At 71.2% G+C, this 20,459-nt stretch carries 21 protein-coding genes; 10 read left to right on the top strand and 11 right to left on the bottom strand.

Annotation, left to right across the window (positions count from 1 at the left end; translation table 11 throughout):
* Positions 1-131: 131 nt before the first annotated feature.
* Positions 132-761 (top strand): TetR family transcriptional regulator, encoded by a 630-nt coding sequence (locus tag AC4BEG_RS12980; protein ID WP_490706038.1) that lies wholly within the window; start codon positions 132-134, stop codon positions 759-761.
* On the opposite strand, the gene AC4BEG_RS12975 is transcribed toward AC4BEG_RS12980, so the two are convergent.
* The gene (locus tag AC4BEG_RS12975) at positions 727-2,052 is read right to left on the bottom strand and encodes a M6 family metalloprotease domain-containing protein (RefSeq protein ID WP_490706037.1); all 1,326 of its coding nucleotides are present in this window, start codon (positions 2,050-2,052) and stop codon (positions 727-729) included. The genes AC4BEG_RS12980 and AC4BEG_RS12975 overlap by 35 nt on opposite strands.
* 263 nt (positions 2,053-2,315) lie before the next feature.
* Here AC4BEG_RS12975 and AC4BEG_RS12970 point away from each other — a divergent pair, with 263 nt between their 5' ends.
* Positions 2,316-3,002: a TetR/AcrR family transcriptional regulator gene (locus tag AC4BEG_RS12970; RefSeq protein ID WP_490706036.1), complete on the top strand. Its 687-nt coding sequence runs from the start codon at positions 2,316-2,318 to the stop codon at positions 3,000-3,002.
* Between the two features lie 202 nt (positions 3,003-3,204).
* Entirely contained in the window at positions 3,205-4,713 is a 1,509-nt protein-coding gene (locus tag AC4BEG_RS12965) for an MFS transporter (RefSeq protein ID WP_490706035.1), read from the top strand.
* 158 nt (positions 4,714-4,871) lie between these two features.
* On the opposite strand, the gene AC4BEG_RS12960 is transcribed toward AC4BEG_RS12965, so the two are convergent.
* Positions 4,872-5,372, bottom strand: a complete 501-nt coding sequence (locus tag AC4BEG_RS12960) for a MarR family winged helix-turn-helix transcriptional regulator (RefSeq protein WP_490707076.1) — start codon at positions 5,370-5,372, stop codon at positions 4,872-4,874.
* A gap of 110 nt (positions 5,373-5,482) precedes the next feature.
* Between AC4BEG_RS12960 and AC4BEG_RS12955 the strand changes: the two genes are divergently transcribed.
* Positions 5,483-6,265, top strand: coding sequence for a dioxygenase family protein (locus tag AC4BEG_RS12955; protein ID WP_490706034.1), 783 nt, complete (start codon positions 5,483-5,485; stop codon positions 6,263-6,265).
* A 12-nt stretch (positions 6,266-6,277) separates the two neighbouring features.
* Here AC4BEG_RS12955 and AC4BEG_RS12950 read toward each other — a convergent pair whose 3' ends face one another.
* Together AC4BEG_RS12950 and AC4BEG_RS12945 are read right to left on the bottom strand one after the other, a co-directional pair.
* Positions 6,278-7,372, bottom strand: a complete 1,095-nt coding sequence (locus AC4BEG_RS12950) for a questin oxidase family protein (protein WP_490706033.1) — start codon at positions 7,370-7,372, stop codon at positions 6,278-6,280.
* 180 nt (positions 7,373-7,552) lie between these two features.
* Positions 7,553-7,960 carry a hypothetical protein gene (locus AC4BEG_RS12945; RefSeq protein ID WP_490706032.1) on the bottom strand — a complete coding sequence of 136 codons (408 nt, stop codon included), beginning with the start codon at positions 7,958-7,960 and terminating at the stop codon, positions 7,553-7,555.
* A gap of 406 nt (positions 7,961-8,366) precedes the next feature.
* Between AC4BEG_RS12945 and AC4BEG_RS12940 the strand changes: the two genes are divergently transcribed.
* Positions 8,367-9,368: a sigma-70 family RNA polymerase sigma factor gene (locus tag AC4BEG_RS12940; RefSeq protein ID WP_201876376.1), complete on the top strand. Its 1,002-nt coding sequence runs from the start codon at positions 8,367-8,369 to the stop codon at positions 9,366-9,368.
* A gap of 151 nt (positions 9,369-9,519) precedes the next feature.
* Here the strand turns inward: AC4BEG_RS12940 and AC4BEG_RS12935 are convergent, their stop codons facing one another.
* The gene (locus AC4BEG_RS12935; protein WP_490706031.1) at positions 9,520-10,257 is read right to left on the bottom strand and encodes a 3-oxoacyl-ACP reductase family protein; all 738 of its coding nucleotides are present in this window, start codon (positions 10,255-10,257) and stop codon (positions 9,520-9,522) included.
* Between the two features lie 329 nt (positions 10,258-10,586).
* On the opposite strand from AC4BEG_RS12935, the gene AC4BEG_RS12930 reads away from it, so the two are divergent.
* The 3 genes from AC4BEG_RS12930 (at position 10,587) to AC4BEG_RS12920 (ending at position 14,494) form a co-directional block, all read left to right on the top strand.
* Entirely contained in the window at positions 10,587-11,348 is a 762-nt protein-coding gene (locus tag AC4BEG_RS12930; RefSeq protein ID WP_490706030.1) for a DeoR/GlpR family DNA-binding transcription regulator, read from the top strand.
* Positions 11,345-12,289 (top strand): 1-phosphofructokinase, encoded by a 945-nt coding sequence (gene pfkB / locus AC4BEG_RS12925; protein WP_490706029.1) that lies wholly within the window; start codon positions 11,345-11,347, stop codon positions 12,287-12,289. Before AC4BEG_RS12930 ends, pfkB begins: the two co-directional genes overlap by 4 nt.
* An 87-nt stretch (positions 12,290-12,376) precedes the next feature.
* On the top strand, positions 12,377-14,494 hold the full coding sequence (locus AC4BEG_RS12920; RefSeq protein ID WP_490706028.1) for a PTS fructose transporter subunit IIABC: 2,118 nt from the start codon (positions 12,377-12,379) through the stop codon (positions 14,492-14,494).
* A gap of 7 nt (positions 14,495-14,501) precedes the next feature.
* Here the strand turns inward: AC4BEG_RS12920 and AC4BEG_RS12915 are convergent, their stop codons facing one another.
* Together AC4BEG_RS12915 and AC4BEG_RS12910 are read right to left on the bottom strand one after the other, a co-directional pair.
* Entirely contained in the window at positions 14,502-15,485 is a 984-nt protein-coding gene (locus tag AC4BEG_RS12915; RefSeq protein ID WP_490706027.1) for an FAD-dependent oxidoreductase, read from the bottom strand.
* A gap of 51 nt (positions 15,486-15,536) precedes the next feature.
* Positions 15,537-16,682: a P1 family peptidase gene (locus tag AC4BEG_RS12910; protein ID WP_490706026.1), complete on the bottom strand. Its 1,146-nt coding sequence runs from the start codon at positions 16,680-16,682 to the stop codon at positions 15,537-15,539.
* A 214-nt stretch (positions 16,683-16,896) separates the two neighbouring features.
* Between AC4BEG_RS12910 and AC4BEG_RS12905 the strand changes: the two genes are divergently transcribed.
* Positions 16,897-17,439 (top strand): AMP-binding protein, encoded by a 543-nt coding sequence (locus AC4BEG_RS12905; protein ID WP_490706025.1) that lies wholly within the window; start codon positions 16,897-16,899, stop codon positions 17,437-17,439.
* A 3-nt stretch (positions 17,440-17,442) separates the two neighbouring features.
* A complete protein-coding gene (locus AC4BEG_RS12900) occupies positions 17,443-17,631 on the top strand; it encodes a hypothetical protein (protein ID WP_490706024.1) in 189 nt (62 codons plus the stop codon).
* A 7-nt stretch (positions 17,632-17,638) separates the two neighbouring features.
* Here AC4BEG_RS12900 and mscL read toward each other — a convergent pair whose 3' ends face one another.
* From mscL to AC4BEG_RS12880, 4 genes are all read right to left on the bottom strand, one after another.
* Positions 17,639-18,106 carry a large conductance mechanosensitive channel protein MscL gene (mscL, locus tag AC4BEG_RS12895; protein WP_490707075.1) on the bottom strand — a complete coding sequence of 156 codons (468 nt, stop codon included), beginning with the start codon at positions 18,104-18,106 and terminating at the stop codon, positions 17,639-17,641.
* A gap of 108 nt (positions 18,107-18,214) precedes the next feature.
* Positions 18,215-18,895, bottom strand: coding sequence for an RcpC/CpaB family pilus assembly protein (locus AC4BEG_RS12890; RefSeq protein WP_490706023.1), 681 nt, complete (start codon positions 18,893-18,895; stop codon positions 18,215-18,217).
* A gap of 196 nt (positions 18,896-19,091) precedes the next feature.
* Entirely contained in the window at positions 19,092-19,940 is an 849-nt protein-coding gene (locus AC4BEG_RS12885; protein ID WP_490706022.1) for an S-methyl-5'-thioadenosine phosphorylase, read from the bottom strand.
* A 101-nt stretch (positions 19,941-20,041) separates the two neighbouring features.
* Positions 20,042-20,425, bottom strand: coding sequence for an FmdB family zinc ribbon protein (locus AC4BEG_RS12880; protein ID WP_490706021.1), 384 nt, complete (start codon positions 20,423-20,425; stop codon positions 20,042-20,044).
* Between the last annotated feature and the right edge of the window lie 34 nt (positions 20,426-20,459).

Raw genomic sequence — 20,459 nt, 5'->3', positions numbered from 1 at the left:
GTGGATCCGGATGCGGATGGGCGTGGGGGGTGGCATTTCGGTGAACAATTGAATGCACACTTGTTCACTGACTTCTAGAGTACTCCGCATACCTCTGGCCAAAGTCAGCAAACAGCTGTTTACTGAATGATATGAGTCACACGTCCGGGGTCCGGCAGGCCCAGAAGGAGAAGACGCGGCGCGCGCTGCTGGACGCGGGGCTGCGACTGCTGGAGGACCAGAGCCTGAGCAGCCTCGGCCTGCGTGAGGTCACCCGGGTGGTGGGGGTGGCGCCCGCCGCCTTCTACCGGCACTTCCGGGATCTGAGCGACCTCGGCGTCGCGTTGGTCGAGGAGTCCCTGGGCAGCCTGCACGCCCTGATCCGCGCGATACTCGCCGACCGGGTCGGGGACGAGGAGCGGATCGAGGCCACCGTCGAGGCGGTCGCCGAACAGGTGCGCCGCTACCCCGCCCACATCCGCTTCATCGCACGTGAGCGGCATGGCGGCGTCCGTCCGGTGCGGGAGGCGATCGCCGCCGAACTCGACCGGTTCGCCGACGAGGTGGCCGATGCCTTCGTCCCGCAGCTGACCCCGGAGGGCTGGTCCGCGGAGGATGTCCGGATCCTTGCCCAGATGTATGTCGACCACATGGTGATGACCGCGACCGCGTTCCTGGAGGTTCCGCCGGACCGGCCGGACGAGGAGCGCCGGGTGGCCGACACCGCACGGAAGCAGCTGCTGCTGATCAGCCTCGGGCGCCGCCACTGGCGCGACGGGTGACCTCTATGCCGTAGCCGCCGCTCGCGTCCTGCCGCACCACCCTGACCCGTACCCGGATGCCTCCCACGCTCCCGGTGAAGGTCTCGCCGGGGCCGAAGGCCGCGTCGCTGAGCCCAGGGTGCACATTGCGCTCCCGGGTGCAGCCGCGGCCGTCGGGGACGCTGTCCATGACGGTGACCGGGCCGCCGCCGGAGTCGACGCGGGTGTCCACCCAGGAGATCAGCACTCCGGGCTTGCAGACCGCCTCGTCGTTGCCGCCGTTCGCCCGCGCCTCTATGGCGTAGCCGGTGGACGCCGAAACGGGTACGAAGACCAGCTTGGTGCCATCCGCGCGGTGCAGCGGCGTCAGGGTGTGGTCCGAGACGCCGGGCCGGGAGGCGCAGCTGACCTGGCCCGGACCGAACCAGCCCAGCTTCCACTTGTGCCAGGCCAGCAGATCGTTCCCGGCGCCCCAGTCCTCGGACATCACATCCCAGTGGCCCACCCGGTCCCCGCCGCCGTGGGTGTAGAGGTCGGGCAGCCCGAAGACATGGCCGTTCTCATGCGGCAGCACCCGGTAGCCGGTGCGGTGCAGTGAGCCCGAGCCGTCGTCCTGGCGGCTGTAGACGAACGAGACATTGGCCAGCGGCACACCGTCGGCGACCGGGGCGCGCTGGTTGTCGGCGTAGGTCACCGAGAGCACGGCATGGGCGGCGGGTGGCCCGGCGTTCGGTGTCACCAGCACGTTGACCAGGTCGTAGCGGCTGAAGTCGATGCGGCGGTCGGCCACCTTGGCGAGGTCGGCGACCAGCTTGCGATAGCCGGGCTCGAAGGGGCTGCCACGCTTTATGCCGTAGGACTTGAAGGAGTGCGGCATCCGCAGCCAGTGGTCGACCGGCATCGCGGGACGGTAGTCGAGCCGTCCGTACGAACTCCGCGCGAACCAGCGGGAGGTCTGCGGGAAGAACTCCTCGAAGCGCTCCCGGGCCGTGCCCTTGCCGTGTACGTCCGGGAAGTCGATCATCAGGTTGAGGGCGTGGACCGTACCGGTGCTGCGGCTGAAGCCGCGGCTGGTGGGGAGGCCCTCGGACATCTGGAGTCCATGGCCCGCGGCGAGGGTGCACGGTGCCAGTGATCCGGTGACCGGGCGGCCGGCCGGGGCGGGTGCCCGCTCGGGAGCGGCGGGCGCGGGGGGACGAGGGGCCACCGCCGGGGCCACCACCGCCACCGTGAGCACGGCGGCGGCGGCGAATGCGCTGCCTCGGCGGGGCCTGCGTATTCGAGGGCGGGAGGTCTCACGGCTCTGGCTCATCGCCGACCACGGTGTGTCGGCGCGGGTCGCGGCGCCCGTGGGGTGCGGCCGTGCGGGGGAAAACGCGGGTCCGTCCGGGTGTTTCAGTCGCCGGTCGGGTGTGATGCGGGTCACGCCGGACCGCGAAATTCCGGGGACTGATTCCCCGTTTGGACCAGTGGACGCACAAACGGGGACTGACTCCCCGGAAACGTTGAACGCCGAAACGTCGGAACCGGACCCTCCGGATGCCCGGACACCGATACGCGGAAAGGAGCGCTGCCATGGCCCGAGCGGCCACCAGTAAGACGGCTACGGCCGACAGGCGGACGGCGAAGTCGGCCCGGCCCGGGCAGCACCGGCTGCGTGCGGACGCCCTGCGCAACCGGGAGCGGATCATCGCCACCGCCCGGGAAGCGCTTGTCGAGTACGGGGCCGAGATCCCGCTCGATGAAATCGCTCGACGGGCCGGTGTCGGCAATGCCACCATCTATCGGCACTTCGCGGACCGCCGCGAGCTGATCCACCACGTGACCCTCTCGGTGATGTCCCGCATCGCCGAGCAGGCCGAATCGGCCCTGGCCGAGGAGCGGGACGCGTTCCTCGCGCTGCGGCGCTTCGTGCACGCGGCGGCGGACGAGCGGATCGGCGCCCTGTGCCCTCTGCTCTCCGACAGCCTCGACAAGGAGCACCCTGACCTCATCGCCGCCCGCGACCGTCTGGCCGCCGGTATCGACGCCCTGATGGGGGCGGCGCGAGCCTCCGGCCGACTGCGCACCGACATCGGCGTCGGTGATCTGATGGTCGCCCTCACTCAGCTCACCCGGCCGCTGCCCGGCAACGGCTGTGTGGACTTCGACATCTTTGTGCACCGGCATCTTCAGCTGTTCCTGGACGGTCTGACAGCCCCGGCGCACTCCGAACTACCCGGCTCTCCCACCACCTTGGAGGATCTGCGACAGCGGCGGTGATCTGAATCTCACTCGGCTGACCACCGAGCACCGCTTATTTCTCACGCGTTCACAGGTCTTCTGTGTGTGCGTGCCTTACTTCCTTTTCGAGGCTTCTCCTCTCCGCTCCACCCCCGACGCCTGACCCAACGACTTCACGCCGGTGACCACCGGTCCATTCCGTCCCGTTTTTCACTCTCTGCACCGCTAGGTAGGCCCACTCATGCCTGAAACGGCTCAATACGTCGATCCCCGGCGCTGGAAAGCGCTGATATTCATCTCCCTCGCCCAGCTGATGGTCGTCCTCGACGCGACCATCGTGAACATCGCGCTGCCCTCCGCTCAGGCCGATCTGGACATCTCGGACGGCAACCGCCAGTGGGTCATCACCGCGTACGCCCTCGCCTTCGGCGGACTGCTGCTGTTCGGCGGCCGGATCGCCGACCTGTGGGGCCGCAAGCAGACCTTCATCGTCGGTCTGGTGGGCTTCGCGGCGGCCTCGGCACTGGGTGGCGCCGCCGTGAACAGCGCGATGCTGCTGGGCGCCCGGGCGCTCCAGGGGGTGTTCGGCGCGCTGCTCGCGCCCGCCGCGCTCTCGCTGCTCGCCGTGATGTTCACCGACGCCAAGGAACGTGCCAAGGCGTTCGGTGTGTTCGGTGCCATCGCGGGTGGTGGCGGTGCCGTGGGTCTGATCCTCGGCGGTGTGCTCACCGAGTACATGGACTGGCGCTGGACGTTCTTCGTGAACATCCCGTTCGCCGCCGTGGCCGCCGCCGGCGCGGTCGCCGTGATCCGCGAGCCCGTCGAGAGCCGCAACCGGTCCCGGCTGGACATCCCCGGCGTGATCCTGGCCACCACCGGTCTGGTCGCGCTGGTCTACGGCTTCACCCGCGCCGAGTCCGACGGCTGGACCGCGGGCTGGACGATCGGGCTGTTCATCGCCTCGGCCGTGCTGCTGACCGCGTTCGCCGTCGTCGAGTCCCAGACGAAGGCCCCGCTGCTGCCGCTGAGGGTGGTCACCGAGCGGAACCGGGGCGGTGTCTACATCTCGATGGGTCTCGCCATCATCGGCATGTTCGGTCTCTTCCTGTTCCTCACCTACTACATGCAGATCGTGAAGGGGTACAGCCCGGTCAAGACCGGTTTCGCCTTCCTGCCGATGGTCATCGGCATGATCGTCGGCTCCACGCAGATCGGCACCCGTCTGATGACCCGGGTCCCGGCCCGGCTGCTGATGGGTCCGGGCTTCCTGGTCGGCTCGGTCGGCATGCTGATGCTGACCCAGATCGATCTGGACACCTCGTACACCTGGCAGATCCTGCCCGGGTTCATCCTGCTCGGCCTGGGCATGGGTACGGCGTTCATGCCCGCGATGAGCCTGTCGACGCACGGTGTCCAGCCGCGTGACGCGGGTGTCGCCTCGGCGATGGTCAACACCTCGCAGCAGGTGGGCGGTGCCATCGGTACCGCGCTGCTGAACACCATCGCGGCCAGCGCCACCACCGACTACGCCAAGTCCCACATGGCCGGCGCCCCCTCGCTCAAGGCGCTGAAACTGGAGGCCATGGTGCACGGCTACACCACCGCCATCTGGTGGGCGGTCGGCATCCTGGTGCTGGCGGCGCTGATCGCCGTCACCTTCGTCAACGCGGGGCCGCAGAACGGCGGGGGTCCGGTCGCCGGATCCGGTGACGGCGCGGTCGAGGACGCCGTGCCGGTCATGGTGCACTGACGCATCGCTCTGACGCGTCCTGCGGTACGGCGCCGTCGGCCGCCGTACCGCGGCGAAGACCCCGCTCCCTGGTGGAGCGGGGTCTTCGTGTGTTCGTGGGTGGGGGCGCGTTGTCGGGTTGGGGGAAGTGCGTTCTCCGGTTGGGGCGCGCGGGCCGCTCAGCGCAGCCAGGGCAGATCGGCGCCCTCCGGCTGGAGCCCCTCGCGGATGATCTGGCAGATATCGCCGAACTGCTCGATCTGCTCGGGAGTGAGCCGGTCGAAGATCGCGGTCCGTACGGCGTCGACATGGCCGGGCGCGGTCTGCTTCAGCACCTCGAACCCCTTGTCGGTGAGGACCGCGTTCTGTCCGCGCTTGTCGGAGGGGCAGTCCTCACGCCGTACCCAGCCGTCCTTCTCCATCCGCGCGATGGCGTGCGAGAGCCGGGAGCGGGTGATCTTGGCGGACTCGGCGAGTTCGGTCATCCGCAATCTGTGGCGTGGCGCCCAGGAGAGCTTCACCAACAGGCCGTAGTAGACATGCGGCATCCCCGCGTCCCGCTGCAACTGGCGGTCGAGATGGTCCTCCAGGAGCATGCTCGCCTGGATATACGCCTGCCAGGTGCGCTGTTCGTCTTCGGCCAGCCAACGGGTCGCTTCGCCGTCTGCGGGGGTCTTCATGGCGTCCACGCGTTTCATTGTACGGAGCATTTCTTGAAACTTAAACAATCGAGTGCTAGGGTCGGCCCGGTATTACTTGAGACTTCAAGTGTCTGGATCGAGGTGTCATCATGTCCGCGTTCGAAGGGCGTATGCCCGCTCTCTATCTGAGCCATGGTGCCCCGCCCCTCGCCGACGATCCGATCTGGCCCGGGCAACTGGCCGCCTGGTCGGCGGAGCTTCCCCGGCCGAAGGCCATTCTCATGATCTCCGCCCACTGGGAGGAAGCGCCGCTGGCCATCGGAGCAACCCGACAGGTGCCGCTGGTCTACGACTTCTGGGGGTTTCCCCGGCACTACTACCGGGTGCGCTACCCGGCGCCCGGTGCCCCGGAGCTCGCCGAGCGCATCCGTAGGACGCTGCGTACAGCGGGCACCCCGGTGCGGGACATCCCGCGCCGCGGGCTCGACCACGGCGCGTATGTCCCGCTGGTCGAGATGTATCCGGAGGCCGATGTACCGGTCCTCCAGGTGTCGATGCCGACGCTCGATCCGGGGAGGCTGATGGAGATCGGGCGCAAGCTGGCACCGCTGCGGGACGAGGGGGTGCTGATCGTCGGCAGCGGCTTCTTCACCCACAACCTGGCCGCGCTGCGCGACACCGGCCCGACACCGCCCAGCTGGTCGGCCGAGTTCGACGACTGGGGGCAACGTGCCCTGGACGCACAGGACATCGACGCCCTGCTGGACTTCGAGCACATCTCCCCGGCGGGACGGCTCGCGCATCCGCGCACCGAGCACTTCGCCCCGCTGTTCGTCACCTTGGGGGCCGCCGAGTCCGAACTCGGCCGTCAGCGCAGTGTGATCGACGGCTTCTGGATGGGACTGGCCAAGCGCTCGGTGCAGTTCGGCTGAGGGCGGGGCGGCTCAGACGTCGAGGCGCGGTGACGGGGCCGCCGGCGGTGAGTCGATAAGCGCGCAGCCGTGCAGGGCCGCGGCGAGTGCGGGTCCGGGGTCCTCACCGGTGGCGGCGGCGTCCCGGGCGACATCGAGCGTGGTGTCGGCCAGCTTGACGGCGTGCTCGTCGCCGTGCGCGGCGGCATGCGCGAAAACCTCCTCGGGGGACGCGGTGGCCGCCGCGGACGGCGGGAGATCCGGCTCCGGGGGCCCGTAAGCCGCCGTGACCGCGGCGCTCGCCGCCCAGGCCGCGTCCAGGCTCGGTGCCCACAGCGCACGGGGGAGTGCGGGCAGGGTCCGCAGGACGGCGTTCGGCGCGGTCGCGGCGTGGACCAGCATGATGGGCTCACCGTGGCCATGGGTGAGATAGCGGTGGGTCGCGGCCCGTACCAGCTCGGCCAGCCGGTCGCGCGCGGTGTCGGGGTCGGTGGGCCCGGTGTTGTCCATGGGCCAGGCGGGGAACGCCGTGAGCTGCGGCAGCCGGTCCCGGATGTCACCGCTGCGGTCCGCGACGGGCGGCACGGCGGCCAGCGCGTCCGCCGCCGCTCCGGACGGCGGACCCGGCAGGCGGCCGAGCGGCGGCAGCGGTGCGTGGCGGGCCGCCCAGTAGCCGAGGGCGTGGGCGAGCTCGGCGGTACGGGGCGCGGTCGCGGTACCGGGTGCGTCGAGGAGGGTGCGTACGGCGTGGCCGACGCGGATCACCGGATGCGTGGCCCCTCCGGCGATGCCCGGCAGCAGTCGCGGCCACCACTGGGTGAGGACGTCCCGCCAGGGCCGGTCGGCCAGCTCATGGCCGAAGTGCGTGGTCCAGTCGGCGATATGACGGGGATCGCCGAGCGCCTCCCGCCAGTTCTCCTCGGTGATCGGAGCGTGCGCGTCCGGCATGTCCTCCAGCTTGCCGCGGTAGTAGTCGAGCCAGCGGTGGACGGCGTGGCCCTGGCCGTGACGTACCAGGGCCTCGACCGCCATCGGTCCGTGGTTGCTCAGCCAGCCGTGCCGTTCGGGGCCTGCCGCGTGCAGCCGCTCCAGGGCCTCGTCGAGCGTTCCAGAGGTGTCATCGGTCATGGGGCCACGCTAGGAACGCGGGCGCGGTGCCGGGAACGGGCCGTGGATGTACGGGGCGGGGGACCGCGGACCTACGTCGGAGAACCGGGCCCGGGAACGGGCCCGGGGAACGGAGCCGGACGGGGCGCGATGCCGGGGCGGACGGGGACGGGGACGGGGCGCCGGGCTGCGGGAGGGTGCTCACTCGTCGTGTACGTGGAAGACGTAGAAGGCCACGACCCCCATGGCCAGCCCCACCCCGAGCCCCATCGCCGAGGCCCGGTAGTTCGAGCTGCCGCTGATGTTGTAGAGGAAGCCGATCGCACAGCCGAAGACCGCCCCGTACAGCGCCGCCCGGACCTCCGGCAGCAGCATGGACTGCACCTTGCCGACGCCGTAGCAGACCGCTCCGAAGACGATCGCCGCCACGATGCCGAGGATGAAGGCCGCGGGGATGGAGGAGCCCTGGTTATGGTCGATGAAGATCGCCCATCCGCCGATCAGGACCCCCAGGACGACCGGGACCATCCAGGAGGCGGCGGGGTGCAGCGGTGGGTGAAGGCGGGGGTGGCGCGGTTCACGTGCGGTGATGGCGGCAGGGGTATGCATGGCAGGACCTCCTCGTCGCCCGCCGGACCGGTCTCTTCCAGCGCACACCCGCGTCCCACCACCGGCAACTCGGGCCGCGGCGCACCGCTCCCGGCCGCCCGCGGTCCGCTCGTATACGTCCCGGGCGAACGGGGTCCATTCGGGCAACCGGAAACCTGTGGAATTCGTCCTTGAGGGTAAGAGGCAGCCACGGACGGCGCTGTTCGAGGCCCTGACCTGCGCTTCCCGGCGTTCCGAGACCACGCTGCCGCTCCTGTGGCGGGACAGGGTACTGCATGATCGTAAAAAGGTGGGCACAGCTGGGGAATTCTGTCCGGATTCCAGTCGTTGTTTCCATCGGACGGGGCACCCGGCAGGGGCAGGTCCGTCCATAGTCCGCGCCCGATCCATCTGTAAGGGAGCACGCATGGCAACCCGTGCCGTCGCCCGTCATCAGTCCGCCAGCGGTGGTGCTGATGGGGCCAACAGCGTTCGCGCCTCAGGCGGGGAGATCGCCGATCGCGACCTGGTCGGCATGTATCTCGACGAGATCGCTCGTACCCCGCTGCTGGACGCGGCGAAGGAGGTCGAGCTGTCCCAGTCCATCGAGGCGGGCGTCTACGCCCAGCAGATTCTGGACGGGGAGGTGGAGGAGGCCGAAGCCGCGGGTGCGAGCCGTGAGGAACTGGAGGCGATAGCCGCCGAGGGTGCCCGCGCCAAGGACGTCTTCATCCGCTCCAACCTGCGCCTGGTCGTGGCCGTGGCGCGCCGCTATCCGCGCAGTGGGCTGCCGCTCCTCGATCTGATCCAGGAGGGCAACGCGGGCCTGGTGCGCGCGGTGGAGAAGTTCGACTACACGAAGGGCTTCAAGTTCTCGACGTATGCGACATGGTGGATCCGTCAGGCCATCACCCGCTCGATCGCGGATCAGTCCCGTACGATCCGGCTGCCCGTCCATCTGGTCGAGGAGCTCGGCCGGATCCGCCGGGTGCAGCGGGAGTTCAACCGTGAGCACGGCCGTGAGCCGGAGCACGCGGAGATTGCCCACGAGCTCGGCTCCACGATGGAGCGGGTCTCGGATGTGCTCGACTGGGCCCGTGACCCGGTCAGTCTGAACATGTCGGTGGACGACGAGGGGGAGACCCAGTTCGGCGATCTGCTGGAGGACACCTCGGCGGTCTCGCCCGAGCAGTCGGTGATGACGCTGCTGCGGAGCGAGGAGCTGGAGGACCTCATCGGCCGCCTCGACGACCGCACCGCCTCGATCATCAAGGCGCGTTACGGCATCGACGACGGCCGGGAGCGCACGCTCACGGAGGTCGGCAAGCAGCACGGTCTGACGCGTGAGCGGATCCGTCAGATCGAGAAGCACGCGCTGCTCGAGCTGAAGAAGATGGCCCGCCAGACCGGTTTTGACGCCGCGGCGTGAGCCTGCCGTGGTGGAGAGCCCGGCACGTGCGGATCCGGTCGGATCCGATGGATTCCTTCAACCCCATAGACCGAGCCCCGGCGCCCTTCCCCCCCCGGCGCCGGGGCTCACTCCGTGCCCGCCGCGGTCCGATGTGCCGGGCGCGGTGTGATCAGGCGGCGAAGCCGCCGTCCACGGCGATCGACGCCCCGGTGATGTAGCGGCCGTCGTCACCCGCGAGATGGGCCACGGTCGCGGCGATCTCCGACGGCTGGCCATAGCGGCCCAGGGCGGTCAGACCGCTCTGCATGGGGGCGCTCTCGCCGTCGGCCGGGTTCATGTCGGTGTCGATCGGACCGGGGTGCACCAGGTTGACCGTGATACCGCGGGTGCCCAGCTCACGGGCCAGCGCCTTGGTGAGGCCGGTCAGCGCGGTCTTGCTGGTCGCGTAGAGGCTGCCGCCGGGGAAGGCGGCGCGCTCAGCCATACAGCTGCCGATGTTGATGATCCGTCCGCCGTCGGACAGCCGCTCCAGCGCCGCCTGGGTCATGAGGAACGGCGCCCGGACATTGACGGCGAGCACGCGGTCGACGTCTTCCAGGGACAGCTCGCCGACGGGGCCGAGGGCTCCGGCGCCCGCGTTGTTGACCAGGATGTCGAGGCGGCCGAACTCGGCGGCGGCGCCAACGACGGCGTCCCGCACCGCCTGCGCGTCGGCGCTGTCGGCCTGGACGGCCCAGGCCCGGCGGCCCAGCGCCTTGATCTGGTCGACCACATCCGCCGCGCGCTCGGCCTGGGAGTGATAGGTCAGCGCGATATCGGCGCCCTCCTGGGCGAGCCGGAGCGCCACCGCCCTGCCGATACCGCGGCTGCCGCCGGTGACCAGGGCCGCTTTGCCGTCGAGTGTCATGTGAGCTCCATGGTTGCCATGTCATTGAATGAGGTGAGATCCCCGGGATCAGCGAGATCACCGGGATCCCTGGTGTGCGGTGATCCCGGGGCATGACCTGATCCTGGTCGCCCGCCCACGGGAAGTCCGGCGGCATTCGGACACGGTGCTGGGGTGAGCCCGGCGGACGAGCGGGATCGGTTCATGGCAGGGCGGTGCAGGGGCGCGGCCATGGCATGGCGATGTCTGGGCGAGTCTGTTTCGTGCCCGACTCTGTTTACTTTCCAGGAGTGGCGCCGTAATCTGGCCGCGAAATCACAGGTTCGGGCACTGAAGGGGCGTAAACCCACATGTACGCACCGGAGCGGCAGCAGGAGATCCTCCGGCTCGCCCGCGAGAGCGGGCGGGTGGATGTCCTGTCCCTCGCCGAGGAGTTCCAGGTCACCGCCGAGACCGTACGGCGCGATCTGCGGACACTGGACCGGGCGGGGCTCGTGCGCCGGGTGCACGGGGGCGCCATCCCGGCTGGACGCCTCGACTTCGAGCCCGAGCTCGCCGAACGCGAGGGCACCGCCTCCGACGAGAAGGACCGCATCGCCCGGGCCGCCCTCGCCGAACTCCCCTCCGACGGCAGCGTGATCATCGACGCGGGCTCGACGGCGGCCCGGTTCGCCGCCGCCTTTCCGCTGGAGGCGGGTCTCACCGTGGTCACCCACGCCCTGCCGATCGCGGCGCGTCTCGCCGACCACCCCGGTATCGCCCTGCACCTCGTCGGCGGCCGGGTCCGGCACCGCACCCGGGCCGCCGTGGACGCCTGGGCGCTGCGGGGCTACGGCGAGATCAAGGCCGATGTGCTCTTCCTGGCCACGAACGGCTTCTCGCTCGACGGCGGACTGACCACCCCCGACCTCGCGGAGGCCGCCGTCAAACGCGCGATGATCGCCGCCGCCCGCCGGGTCGTTCTGCTGGCGGACTCCGCCAAGTTCGGCCAGGAGCACTTCGCCCGCTTCGGTGACCTCGGCCATGTGGATCTGCTGATCACGGACACCGGGCTGAGCCCGCAGGATGCCCTCGCCATCGAGCACCAGGGCACCGAAGTGGCTCGCGCATGATCCTCACCGTCACCCCCAACCCCAGCCTGGACCGCACCTATGAGATCCCGGCGCTGGAGCGCGGCGCGGTGCTGCGTGCCACCACCGATCGGGTCGACCCCGGTGGCAAGGGCGTCAATGTCTCGCGCGCGGTGGCCGCCGCGGGGCGGCGCACGGTCGCCGTGCTCCCGCTCGGCGGACCGGAGGGCGCGCTGCTGGCGCGGCTGCTCGGGGAGTTGGGCATCGAGGCGGCAGGTGTGCCGGTGGCGGGCTCGACCCGGGTCAATGTCGCCGTCGCGGAGCCCGACGGCACCCTCACCAAGGTCAACGCGGGCGGGCCCGAACTGAGCGGTGCCGAGGCGGAGGCGGTGCTCGAGGCGGTGCGGACCAAGAGCGCCGACGCCGACTGGATCGCCTGCTGCGGAAGCCTTCCGCGCGGGCTGGCCCCCGAGTGGTACGCCGAACTCGTCGCCCGCGCCCACCGGGCGGGCGCCCGGATCGCCCTGGACACCTCCGGCCCCTCGCTGACCGCGGCGCTGCGCGCATGCCCGGATGTGGTGAAGCCCAATGCCGAGGAGCTGGCCCAGGCCGTGGGCCGCCCGCCGGCCACCGTCGGCGAGGCGGTCAAGGCGGCCGAGGAACTGCGCGGGCTGGGCGCCCGCGCCGTCCTGGCCAGCCTCGGCCCCGACGGTCAGCTGCTGGTCGACGAGACCGGCACCTACTTCGGCGCGGCCCGCGTCTCCACGGTGCGCAGCAACGTCGGCGCGGGCGATGCCTCGCTCGCCGGATTCCTCGCCGCGGGCGGCGCCGGCCCCGCCGCGCTCGCCGCGGCGGTGGCCCATGGCGCGGCCGCTGTGCAACTGCCGGGCAGCGCCATGCCGACCCCGGCCGACCTCGACCCCTCCGCCGTCATGATCACGGCGGACGTCCCGCTGGACCGCGCGCTCACAGAGCCCGTATGACCGGCCCGACCCACTCCCACCCCCCGTCCCCGTTCCGTTCCGCCTCTCCCCGATAGCGGGCGGAACCACACCCAAGGGAGCCGCGAGATGAGTGAGCTGATCACCGCGGATCTGGTCGACCTCGACCTGTCCGCCGACACCAAGGAAGCCGCCGCCCGGTCGCTCGCCGCACGGATGGCCGCGGTCGGCCGGGTCACCGACCTCGACGGTTTTCTCGCCGACGTGGCGGCACGCGAGGAGCAGATGCCGACCGGCCTGGACGGCGGCATCGGCATACCTCACTGCCGCAGCGAACATGTCACCGAGCCCACGCTCGCCTTCGGGCGCAGCACCGCCCGGATCGACTTCGGCGCGCCGGACGGACCTGCCGATCTGATCTTCCTGATCGCGGCCCCGGCGGGGGCGGACAGCGACCATCTGACCATCCTGTCCAGCCTCGCCCGCTCGCTGATGGACACCGCCTTCACCGACGCGCTGCGCTCGGCGGACGAGCCGGAGCGGGTGGCCGCCCTGATCCGCGGCGACGAGCAGACGGCCGTCCCGGGGGAGGCCGTACAGGGGGAGGCCGTACAGGGGGAGGCGACTCCTGGGCGGACGGTCCGGGCCACGCCGGAGACACCGCAGGCAACCGCGGCGGAGACACCGCAGGCAACCGCGGCGGAGACACCGCAGGCGCCGACGGCCCCCTTCCGGATCGTCGCGGTCACCTCGTGCCCCACCGGTATCGCCCACACCTACATGGCCGCGGAGTCCCTGGAGAGGGCCGCTGCCGAGGCGGGTGTCGAGCTGGTGGTCGAGACCCAGGGCTCCGCCGGGTTCGACAAGCTCCCGGCGGCCACCATCGCCGCCGCCGACGCGGTGATCCTCGCGCATGACGTGGAGGTGCGGGACAAGGGCCGGTTCGCCGGAAAGCCGACCGTGGACGTCGGGGTGAAGGCGGGCATCAACCGCCCGGCGGAACTGGTCGCCGAGGCGCGGGAGAAGGCCGCGCGCGGCGAGAGAAGCGCACCGGCCGACGGCCCGGAGGAGGGCTCGGCCCCGATGGACGCGGGCACCGGGGCCGGTGACGGTTTTGGCACCCGGCTGCGCACATGGCTGATGACGGGCGTGAGTTACATGGTCCCGTTCGTGGCCGCGGGCGGTCTGCTGATCGCCCTCGCCTTCGCGATCGGCGGCTACGAGATCGCCGGTGCCAAGTCGGTGGCCGACCACTTCGTCTGGACCGAGACGGCCAGTTGGGCGGCGCTGCTGTTCCAGGTCGGCGGCGCGGCCTTCACCTTCCTGGTGCCGGTACTTGCGGGCTACATCGCCTACGGGATGGCCGACAGGCCCGGTCTGGTTCCCGGCTTCGTCGGTGGCTTCATCGCGACCACCATCAAGGCCGGATTCCTCGGCGGCCTCGTCGCGGGCCTGATCGCGGGCGCGGTGGTGATGGGCATCCAGCGGTTCTCGGTGCCCGCTTCGCTGCGCGGCATCATGCCGGTGGTCGTGATCCCGCTGATCTCGTCGGCGGTCGTCGGGTTCCTGATGTTCGTGGTGATCGGCAAGCCCATCGCCTCCGCGCAGAAGTCGATGACCGACTGGCTGAACGGCCTCTCCGGCGCCAACGCCGTGATCCTCGGCGTGATCCTGGGCCTGATGATGTGCTTCGACCTCGGCGGCCCGGTCAACAAGGTCGCCTACGCCTTCGCCACGGGCGGTATCGCGGCCTCGGACCCGTCCACCGGCAGCCTCAAGATCATGGCCGCGGTGATGGCGGCCGGGATGGTCCCGCCGCTGGCGATGGCACTGGCCACCACTGTGCGCGGGCGGCTGTTCACCAAGGCGGAGCAGGAGAACGGCAAGGCCGCCTGGGTGCTGGGGGCCTCCTTCATCAGCGAGGGCGCGATCCCGTTCGCAGCGGCGGACCCGCTGCGCGTCATTCCCTCGGCCATGGCGGGCGGTGCGGTCACCGGCGCGCTGTCGATGGTCTTCGACTGCACTCTGCGCGCCCCGCACGGCGGCATCTTCGTGGTCCCGCTGATCGGCCGGCCGTTCCTCTACGTGCTGGCCGTCATGGCGGGTACGGCGGTCTCGGCCGGGCTGGTCATCTTCCTCAAGGGGCTGCGGAAGACCGCACGGCCGGATTCGGACACGGCACCAGCCACTGACCCGACCGCCACGGGCGCCACCGGGGACGAGTCGAAGGTGGCGGTCGCGGTCTGACCGCATCTCAGCCACCCCCTGCCCGGTCCGGTGCCGCCGCGCCGAGGTCCACGGGCAGGCCGCGCGAGGCGTAGTAGGCGCCGAGCGCGGCCTCGCCGCCCGACCCCATGGCGGTCGCGATCCGCTGGAAGCGGGCGGACCGCAGATCACCGGCGGTGAAGACCCGGGGGTGCTGACGCGCGGGCGGGCAGTACCCGGACCCGTCGGTGACTATGGCCCCTTCCGGGACCGCCGGTGCACTGCCCAGGTTGAGATATCCGCGATCGGCCCTGAGAGTGCGCCGCTCGCCCCTCGCGGTGAGGGCCTCGGCGGTGAGCGGCCCGCTGCCCGGCGCCAACTCCAGCCTCCGCACCGCCACCAGCTCCACCCGCGGATCCGGGCCGAGCTCCTCGGTCTTGTACGCGTCCTCGGGTGGATAGGCGACCAGGAAGCGGACGCTCAGCTCCGGATGGGACCGCGCACAGGTGCCCAACGGCCGGTCCGCGCCGAGCACCAGCACGGTGCGCTCGGCCAGCTCCTCCGGATCCGCCTCCCACAGCGGGCGAAGCCCCCGGTCCTCGGCTCCGCTCAGCCAGTCGGCGTCCGCGGGGCCCAGGGGCCCGACTCCCGTGGCCACGACCGCATATGGCGCCGTCAGCCGCACAGCACCCGCGCGGGTCTCCGTGGGCCGTGGCGGATACGTGCTCATCGCGTCGGCCACTGGCTCGAGAGCGATCGCCACATGGTCGTCGAAGGCTTCGACCCAAGCGACGTGCCGCCCCAACTCGACCCGGCACGGATCGCAGCGCGCCACATCGGCCTCGATCGCGGCAGCCAGCCCCGGGCCGCTGGTGAACCCGAGCACATTGCGCACCACGGGGATACGCCGCAGCCCCCCGCACAGGGCTTCGTCGGACTCCACCAGCACCGAGCGCATCCCGACGCTCGCCGCCATCACGGCGGCCGCGCAACCCGCCGGACCGCCGCCGACGATCAGCAGATCGGCATCCATGGCCGCTGTCTCCCCCCGCATGTCCCGGTCGCCCGTCCCCTCATCACGTCATCAACCCTTCGCTCCGTACAACTCGCGGTACGCGGGGAAGACTCCACCCGGTCCGTCCACCCCCTCCGCCGCCAGCACCGCCTTGACCACCGCCCGCGTCAGGACATCCGCCCCGGCCGCCAGCACCTCGTTCAGCGCGCCGCCCTCCCGGTGGACCCCGAAGGCAGGATCCGAGCCCTCCTCGGCGTCCTCCGGCACCAGCGGGCGGCCGGCGGTGGCCAGGGCGAACACGGTGTCCCCGTCGGACAGCAGATGCACCGGCCGGACGGCCCGCGCCAGACCGTCGTGCGCGGTGCCCGCAAGCTTCTGCGCCTGGGCACGGGTGAGGGTGGCGTCGGTGGCGACCACGGCCAGCGTGGTGTTCAACGGAGGCCGTACCGAGGCGGCCTGGCGCCGCTCCGACTCCGCGCGTGCCGCCGCCAGTCTGCGCAGTGCCTCGGCGTGCTCGGCCTCGCCCGGCCGGTGCGGCCCGCCTTCGGCCGACGGATCGTAACTCTCCCCGTACAGCACGCCCGTCCGCGGATCGACCACCGAACCCACAGCGTTGACCGCCGCCAGGGCTGCCACAGTGATCCCGGACGGCAGCACTACGGAGGCCGAACCGATGCCGCCCTTGAGACCACCGGCCACCGCGCCCGTACCGGCCCCGACGCTGCCCTGCGCCACCGGCGCTCCCGGTTCCGAACCGGCCGCGGCCTCGGTCGCCTCCCGGCCCAGCGCCGCTCCCGGCCGGGCCTTCCAGTCGCCGCCCCGGCCGAGGTCGAAGAGGGCGGCCGCCGGTACCACCGGTACGACCTGTGACGGGTCGGGGCCGACCCGGAAGCCGCGGCCGCGCTCCTCCAGCCACTCGGCCACCCCCGAGGCGCTGTCCAGCCCGAAGGCGCTGCCACCGGTCAGCACGACGGCATCGACGCGCTGGACGAGATTGCGCGGATCGAGGGCGTCGGTCTCCCGGGTGCCGGGGCCGCCGCCCCGCACATCGACCGCGGCGACCGCACCCGCATCGGGAGCCAGCACCACGGTGGTGCCTGTCAGCCAACCGCCCTCGGTGCGCTGGGCGTGGCCGACTCGCAGCCCGTGGACGTCCGTCAGCGCATCGGCCCGGCCGGTGCGGGGTGATCCGGGGATTGTCCCGTCGGTATTCATGGAAGGTATGCGTAGCACGGGACGCCATGGCGTGGTCTGTGGCAGGGTCGGGGTGCGAGGCGCGCGCCGGGCGGTACCGGACGCTGCCGGGAGCGGCGCCACAGGGCGGGCTCTGTGCCTCAGCACCGTCATATACAGGACGTTCATCAGATGTTGATGACCCACCAGCAGTCTGAGCGGTATCCCGCCCGTACCCGCTCGAAAGAAGACCGACGTGCCCCGTACCTCTCGGACTGAGGTGCTCCCGACACTGGTCGCCGAATCCCGGCAGCCCGCCCAGGTGGCCCTCCGCTGGATCAGCGAACCGGACTGCACTGAGGAGCTCACCCACGCAGATCTGCTCGACCAGGCGGCCAGGGCCGCGGCCGCCCTCACCCGGCTCGGAGTCCGCGCAGGTGACCGGGTGGCGGTCCATCTGCCGCTGGTGCCCGAGTCCGTGATAGCCACGCTCGCCTGCGGCCGCCTCGATGTCGTCCGTGTCAGCCTCCCCGTGGGACTCCGCCCGCATGAACTGCGCGACCGGATCAGGGAGGTGGGCGCCAAGGTCGTCGTCACGGCTGACGGCGAGCAGCGCTGCGGTGAGCCGAGGCCGCTCAAGCAGATGGTCGACCGGGCGCTGACCGGCTGTCCTGAGGTGCGGTCGGTGCTGGTGGTGCACCGCCTCGCCCGCCCGGTGTCCTGGAAGTCCGGCCGGGACCGGTGGTGGCACGAGGAGCTGGGGCGGTACACCGAACCGCTGCCTCGGCCGTACTCTTGAGGCATGAGCACCGCCCCTGCCCCCGGACCGCGCGATCCGGCAGCTGCGCTGATCTTCGGTGATCCACTGGCGCAGCCGTCACCGGACGACACGGACCGCGGGTGGGGTGAGCGGACTCCTGGCGGCGACAGCGCCGACAGCGCCGCGGATCTGGCGCGGTTCCTCGACGAGAAACCGCCCCACCACCTCTGAGGCTTTGCTAGGCGCTGGAGCCGCTGCGCTGTGCCACCAGCTCGTCGCGGATCTCGCGGAGCAGGGTGATCTCGGCGGCCTCCACCGCGGCCTGCTCCTCCTCCGCCTTCGCCTCCCGGGCGGCCTTCCGTGCCAGATAGCGCGACATCGGCAGCACCATCAGGAAGTACACCACCGCCGCGGTGATCAGGAACGTCAGCACGGCGGAGAGCACGGTGCCCCACAGGATCGGGATGCCGTGGACGACCTCGCCCGCGGCGTTCGTCTCGCAGGGTGCTTTCAGGCACGAGCGGTACTTCTCGAGGTCCTTCGTGCCGAAGGCTCCGACTATGGGATTGATCAAGCCTTTCACTATGGAGTTCACGACGGCGGTGAAGGCAGCGCCGATGACGACCGCGACAGCCAGGTCGATCACATTGCCGCGCATCAGGAAGGCCTTGAAGCCTTCCAGGACGCTCTGCTTCTCCTCGGTCACCTTCTCCTCGCTCACGCCACAGCCTCTCTTTCGCCGCCTCGGTGCTGGAGCGGACGGTTCCGCAACTTACACCGGAGCGGAGCAGGGGCAAGAGCCCAGGTGCGGTCATCAGGAGCGGCACAGCGTCACCGCCAGCCGGGAGGTGGCCGCCGCGCCGGCCAGCGCTGCGGCGGTCGCTCGCGGCACGGTCAGCACGACCAGCGATCCGCCGCCGTCCGGCGGCTCAGCCCCGTAGGTCCCGCTCTCGGCCGCCCCGGTGTCGTCCGCCCCGCTCTCGTCCGCGTCACCGCTATCCGTACCGGCCTTGCCCGCCGTCCCACCTCCGTGGGGCCCGCTCCCGGGTGCTCCGGGCACCTGGGCGACCCGTACCCCGGGCGCGATCACCCGTGCGGCGGCTGCGGGCCCACGGGCCGGAGCCGCCGTCGGCTGGGGCATGGCCAGCACATCCACCCGGTCGCCCGGGTGCAGCAGCTCCACCGCCGCGGCATCGGCGATCCGGACCGGGGCCGCCACCATGGCGGGCCGCGGGCCACCGCCGCGCCCACCGTCCTCCGAGGCGGGCACCTGCGCGGGTGTCCCGCCCCCGGGCCCCTGGCCGGACGGTGCCGCGGCCGCGAGCGCCGCGGCGGTCAGCGCGAGACCGGCCGCCATCGGGCGTCTGCGCCGCCACACCGCTCGTCGCAGCCGATGGCCGCCGTCCCGCCCGACCCGGACCGGGGCGAAGCGGGGAACCGTGCTCAGCGGGGGAGCGGAGCGGGGTAACGCGAGTGCGGGGGAGGGATGGGACATGGCACATCACCGCCTGTCGTGAAGGGTCCTGAGCTTCCGGCCCCTTCACGATGCCCGTCCCTGCCCGAACCCGCTTGGGCCTGTGGACGGCCAAGCGGGCTGTGTATAACTCGGTCACCCGTTCGAGCGATGCACCCCACCCAGGGCGACCCCCGCCCCGCCCAGGGGGCCCGCCCCCACCCAGGGCGGCCCCGCCCTACGGCAGTTCGATCCCCAGGTCCCAGCCGTCGTGCGCATGGGTGCACAGGCAGTCCCGCTCGGAGCTCTCGGGCAGCCTGCCCACCGCGTCGAAGAGCACCTCGCGCAGTCGCCCGACGTTCTCGCCGAACACCTTCAGCACCTCGGTGTGGGTGACGCCCTCGCCCGTCTCCACCCCGGCGTCCAGATCGGTCACCAGCGACAACGACGTGTAACAGAGCCCCAGTTCACGGGCGAGCACGGCTTCCGGATGGCCGGTCATGCCCACCACCGACCAGCCCTGTGCCGCATGCCAGCGCGATTCCGCCCGGGTGGAGAAGCGCGGCCCCTCGACCACACACATGGTCCCGCCGTCCACGGGCTCCCACGCATGGGCGCGCGCCGCGTCGACGGCCGCCTGCCGCCCCACCGGGCAGTACGGGTCGGCGAAGGTCGTGTGCACCACGTTCGGGATCCGGCCGTCCGGCAGCGGCTCACCGTCGAAGTAGGTCTGGACGCGCCCCTTCGTGCGGTCCACCAACTGGTCCGGCACCAGCAGCGTCCCCGGTCCGTACTCCGGCCGCAGTCCGCCCACCGCGCACGGCCCGAACACCTGCCGCACACCGAGCGAGCGCAGGGCCCACAGGTTGGCGCGGTAGTTGATCCGGTGCGGCGGCAGATGGTGCTTGCGGCCGTGGCGGGGGAGGAAGGCGACCCGTCGTCCCGCGATGTCGCCGAGGAAGAGCGCGTCGCTCGGCGTCCCATAGGGAGTTTCAACGGTGATTTCGGTCACATCGTTGAGGAACGAGTAGAACCCGGATCCCCCGATGACCCCTATGTCTGCTTGCCTGCTGCTGGTCTCGGCCATGTGATCACCCTAGCCAGCGGCGCCCGCCCGTACGACCGGCTTCGGGGAGACGCACGACACCCCGCCGTCTCCGGGGAGATGACGGGGTGTCGCGGGGAAGATCAGGCGGCCGAGCTGGCGCTGCTCGACGAGGAGCTCGACGAGCTGGACGTCGACGAGCTGGACGACGACGAGGAGGGCGTCGACGAGGACGAAGTGCCCGACCCGGACGAGGAGTCCGAGGACGAGGACGACGAAGCGGAGGACGAGCTGCCGCTGTCGCTCTTCGCCGCGGGCTTGGCGGAGCCGCTGCTCGAGCTGCTGGAAGAGGAACGGCTGTCGTTCCGGTAGAAGCCGGAGCCCTTGAAGACGATGCCGACCGCCGAGAACACCTTCTTCAGGCGTCCCTGACAGCTGGGGCACTCGGTGAGCGCGTCGTCGGTGAACTTCTGCACCGCCTCGAGGCCCTCGCCGCACGCGGTGCACTGGTACTGGTAGGTCGGCACGTACTTCCTCCTGGCACTCTCACTCAATGAGTGC

This window comes from Streptomyces sp. JLBJ103, from assembly GCF_058215575.1.
The sequence above is the reverse complement of the archived record's forward strand: the minus strand, read 5'-3'. Positions and strand labels throughout refer to the sequence as shown.

Excerpts from the sequence above, each read along its gene's own strand:
- AC4BEG_RS12900 (WP_490706024.1), top strand. The coding sequence starts at position 17,443 with ATGAGCACCGCCCCTGCCCCCGGACCGCGCGATCCGGCAGCTGCGCTG.
- AC4BEG_RS12885 (WP_490706022.1), bottom strand. The coding sequence starts at position 19,940 with ATGGCCGAGACCAGCAGCAGGCAAGCAGACATAGGGGTCATCGGGGGA.
- AC4BEG_RS12890 (WP_490706023.1), bottom strand. The coding sequence starts at position 18,895 with ATGTCCCATCCCTCCCCCGCACTCGCGTTACCCCGCTCCGCTCCCCCG.
- AC4BEG_RS12910 (WP_490706026.1), bottom strand. The coding sequence starts at position 16,682 with ATGAATACCGACGGGACAATCCCCGGATCACCCCGCACCGGCCGGGCC.
- AC4BEG_RS12940 (WP_201876376.1), top strand. The coding sequence starts at position 8,367 with ATGGCAACCCGTGCCGTCGCCCGTCATCAGTCCGCCAGCGGTGGTGCT.
- AC4BEG_RS12915 (WP_490706027.1), bottom strand. The coding sequence starts at position 15,485 with ATGGATGCCGATCTGCTGATCGTCGGCGGCGGTCCGGCGGGTTGCGCG.
- AC4BEG_RS12930 (WP_490706030.1), top strand. The coding sequence starts at position 10,587 with ATGTACGCACCGGAGCGGCAGCAGGAGATCCTCCGGCTCGCCCGCGAG.
- AC4BEG_RS12945 (WP_490706032.1), bottom strand. The coding sequence starts at position 7,960 with ATGCATACCCCTGCCGCCATCACCGCACGTGAACCGCGCCACCCCCGC.
- AC4BEG_RS12970 (WP_490706036.1), top strand. The coding sequence starts at position 2,316 with ATGGCCCGAGCGGCCACCAGTAAGACGGCTACGGCCGACAGGCGGACG.
- AC4BEG_RS12950 (WP_490706033.1), bottom strand. The coding sequence starts at position 7,372 with ATGACCGATGACACCTCTGGAACGCTCGACGAGGCCCTGGAGCGGCTG.
- AC4BEG_RS12960 (WP_490707076.1), bottom strand. The coding sequence starts at position 5,372 with ATGAAGACCCCCGCAGACGGCGAAGCGACCCGTTGGCTGGCCGAAGAC.
- pfkB (WP_490706029.1), top strand. The coding sequence starts at position 11,345 with ATGATCCTCACCGTCACCCCCAACCCCAGCCTGGACCGCACCTATGAG.
- AC4BEG_RS12975 (WP_490706037.1), bottom strand. The coding sequence starts at position 2,052 with ATGAGCCAGAGCCGTGAGACCTCCCGCCCTCGAATACGCAGGCCCCGC.
- AC4BEG_RS12955 (WP_490706034.1), top strand. The coding sequence starts at position 5,483 with ATGTCCGCGTTCGAAGGGCGTATGCCCGCTCTCTATCTGAGCCATGGT.
- AC4BEG_RS12935 (WP_490706031.1), bottom strand. The coding sequence starts at position 10,257 with ATGACACTCGACGGCAAAGCGGCCCTGGTCACCGGCGGCAGCCGCGGT.
- AC4BEG_RS12980 (WP_490706038.1), top strand. The coding sequence starts at position 132 with ATGAGTCACACGTCCGGGGTCCGGCAGGCCCAGAAGGAGAAGACGCGG.
- AC4BEG_RS12920 (WP_490706028.1), top strand. The coding sequence starts at position 12,377 with ATGAGTGAGCTGATCACCGCGGATCTGGTCGACCTCGACCTGTCCGCC.
- AC4BEG_RS12965 (WP_490706035.1), top strand. The coding sequence starts at position 3,205 with ATGCCTGAAACGGCTCAATACGTCGATCCCCGGCGCTGGAAAGCGCTG.